We start from the raw sequence: 2,806 nt of genomic DNA on the forward strand, positions 1-2,806 counted from the left end.
GCCATAGCCTGAGGCTATCGCATTTAGTCGCAGTCTACCGGGGCAACGCCCCGCCATGTGTGCGGTGCCGAAGGGGAGTCTCTTCATTCGCAGCTACGGGTTGCGATGCAGTAGAATTCGACGGCAATTCCGCGGCTGCGAACTCGCCGAGCGGTCGAGGTTCCGTGATCGCCTTCACCGGATTTGATGATTGCTCGAAACCGGCCTCCGCGGGAGCCGATCGCGCGGCGTCTTCGGCAGCCTCGCGCGGATTAGGGAGGCCCTCGGCGGCCTCTACCACGCCCCCGACGACGCGGCGGACGAGAGCGTCAATTTGCTCGGCCGAATAGTCCAGCGGACCGAAGCCAGCCATGGCGTTCGGGTCGTTGAAGTCCCAGGCGTTCTCCGCCAACCCCACGAAATCGCGGATGGTGGGATCGGCGCTCCAGGCGCGACGGAGCGCCGCCCGGCTCAACTCCTGCGGAATGCCTTTGCGCAGGAAAGCCCTGATGTCGGTGGCAGCATCGATCGATTCAATCGGGGGCAAGTTCGACAGCTCCGTCTCCGGGGGAGCCGGCTCTGCCGCGGCCCGGTTGGACAGCGCCGGCCCATGCGCCTCAGCGGCTTCTTCAGGGGCTGGTTCAGCGTGACCGGCCTTCGCCTCTTGCTTGCGGCGCGCCCAGCGCGCCAGGAATTGCTCGTCGCTCATTCGTGCTCACCGTCGTGGTGACGCCGCGCAAGCGCCTCAGGATCGGCGCGGCGTCGCTCGCGCTTGACGAATTCCCTCTCGACGTGGTGCTCGGCGATGAAATTTTCAATCGCCTTATGCAGTATCTCAGGCATTGGCACCGCTTCGACCAGATTGGCACCTGCTTCCGTGAATGCCTCGCCTTCCGCTGGATCTGCGGTGACGGCCGAAACGGCATAGGGCCAGGCGCCCTCGGAGGGAGTCAATACCATCCAGATGCGGGGAGCGCCCGTGGCAAGATTGTCGCGGTAGCGCTCGGTTTCCGAGCGATAGAGATCGACCATGGCGTTCCCGGCATAAAAGAGCGTCAATCCCTCCCGCGCCCGTAGGACAGTCCACGGCATCATCTCCGACTCATCCGGCAAGACGCCGATGCCGCGCCAGACAAAATCAATCCATGGGGAATCCGCCTTGCGGCGCTCGACGACAACGCCGACCGGAATGCGCAACAATGGCAGCGCGCCGGGGCTCACGTTGCAGCCTCCAGGTGCTTGATCGGCAACCCCGTCAACAGATTCTGCGGCTTCATCTGCACCAGCTGATCGGAGGTCGTTGCAAGGATCAGGTAGACCGGCTCGCGCCCGACCGCATCAACGACCAGGCTGGAATCTGGAAAAGCGAGCCGGAACAGCGCCAGCACACGGCTTGCGGTGCGGTCGTCCAGCGCCTCTCCATGCCAAAGCTGGTCGCCCATCCGGGTGGCTTCAGCATCGAGCCCAACATACCAGGTGAGCTTCGCATCGCGCAGGGCGGTGAGCGGCTCAATTCCGACGGCAAATCCAAGCAAATGAGTAATCCAGCGCCCCATGGCCTCTGCCAGCGCAGCGGGGCCCCGCGTTCCGCCGGTGAAATCGAGCGCAAGATCGAACTGATCGCTGCGCTGCCAGTAGCTGTCGGCATTCCCCTCGCTGAGGACGTCGATCTCCGCGCCGGTTGTTGCCCCCAACATGGACATCAGCGACAACACGGGCGTTTGGCTTGGCCCGCCAATGATTTCCTCGTCGCCCAACAGCAGCAAGTGTTCGTGCGGCACGATACGCTGCGGCCGGAAGAACAGTTCGGCCGCGCGCAGCACGAACGGGTCCTCGCAGCCGTCAAGCGCATTTCGCAGGATCACGTGAACAAGGTGGTTCACAAACAGCGGCGGCAGGTTGACGTGACGTGAGCGAACCAATGCAAGATAGGCCGCTTCCAACGTGGGTTCGCGCAGCAGAAGCTTCCTAAATGCCAGTACGAATTGCCAGTTCTCCCGCGCATCCGCATCGGCGATCGCAGCTACCTCCTCCGCAGCGACTGCCCGGCCCGGGTCAGCGAGCAGCTCCTGATGCAACCTGCGTTCGACCGCGCAAGCGTCGTCCGGCGGCATCAGTTCGGGGCGCACGAAGTAGGCCTTCAGGAACTCATCCGTGACCACGAGCCCGCCGCTCGCATTGTGATCGAGCAGATGGTGGCCGCAGGCGATCCAGAAATCCCTCATCGGCGCGACGGCTCCTCGCTCATATTCGCAAGATTGAGATCCTTGTCGGGCTCGGTGTCATCCTCCACTTCCATGAACGAGAACGCCTTGCCGTGACGCTGGCCCTCGCGCAGTTGCAATCTGCGGAATGACTCGCGGGCCTCGCCATTGCTCGCCGAGCGGTGGACCGCGATCAGCGCGCTGATGGGATGCGTGCAGAGTGATTGCGCAAAGGCGACTTCCTCTTCAGCGGCAAGGCGCGCGGTTGCAAGGTCCGGCGCCCCGAACCGTTCGACTAGTTGTTTCGCAAGGAGCTCCACCAACGTCCGGCGATCGCCTTCAGTCGCGGGGACGATTTGCACCAGTGTCGACCAGCCCCAGGATTGCACGCCGAGGAAACCGCTTCGAAACGCCGAACGGTCCTTGCCGCTCAGCTTCGCTGCATCCCAATTACAAAAGCGGAAGGCGCCCGACACCGCCCAATCGCCGGGCTGCGCCGGCACGTCGAACACGAACGTGTCGGATGGATCGAGCGCGATGGTGCGCAAGAGCTTCACAGACGCGGTCCTCCGAGTACTGAATCGAACCATGACGGCGATAGCAAGCCCTTCTTCAGGTCGTGC

Annotated in this window: 4 protein-coding genes; all 4 read right to left on the bottom strand. The window is 63.5% G+C overall.

The annotated features are described in order from the left end of the window. Positions 1-34 precede the first annotated feature (34 nt). From AC1DW2_RS43615 to AC1DW2_RS43630, 4 genes are read right to left on the bottom strand one after another with little or no spacing between them, the layout of a single operon-like run. Positions 35-688 carry a DUF3306 domain-containing protein gene (locus AC1DW2_RS43615; protein WP_477009189.1) on the bottom strand — a complete coding sequence of 218 codons (654 nt, stop codon included), beginning with the start codon at positions 686-688 and terminating at the stop codon, positions 35-37. Next, positions 685-1,200 (bottom strand): DUF3305 domain-containing protein, encoded by a 516-nt coding sequence (locus tag AC1DW2_RS43620; protein ID WP_477009190.1) that lies wholly within the window; start codon positions 1,198-1,200, stop codon positions 685-687. The genes AC1DW2_RS43615 and AC1DW2_RS43620 overlap by 4 nt, the downstream gene beginning before the upstream one ends. Further along, positions 1,197-2,204 carry a DUF6352 family protein gene (locus AC1DW2_RS43625; protein ID WP_166349911.1) on the bottom strand — a complete coding sequence of 336 codons (1,008 nt, stop codon included), beginning with the start codon at positions 2,202-2,204 and terminating at the stop codon, positions 1,197-1,199. Before AC1DW2_RS43625 ends, AC1DW2_RS43620 begins: the two co-directional genes overlap by 4 nt. Next, positions 2,201-2,740, bottom strand: coding sequence for a DUF6505 family protein (locus AC1DW2_RS43630; protein ID WP_477009191.1), 540 nt, complete (start codon positions 2,738-2,740; stop codon positions 2,201-2,203). The genes AC1DW2_RS43625 and AC1DW2_RS43630 overlap by 4 nt, the downstream gene beginning before the upstream one ends. Positions 2,741-2,806 lie beyond the last annotated feature (66 nt).

The sequence above is a fragment of the Bradyrhizobium sp. P3_C3 genome (assembly GCF_056402655.1).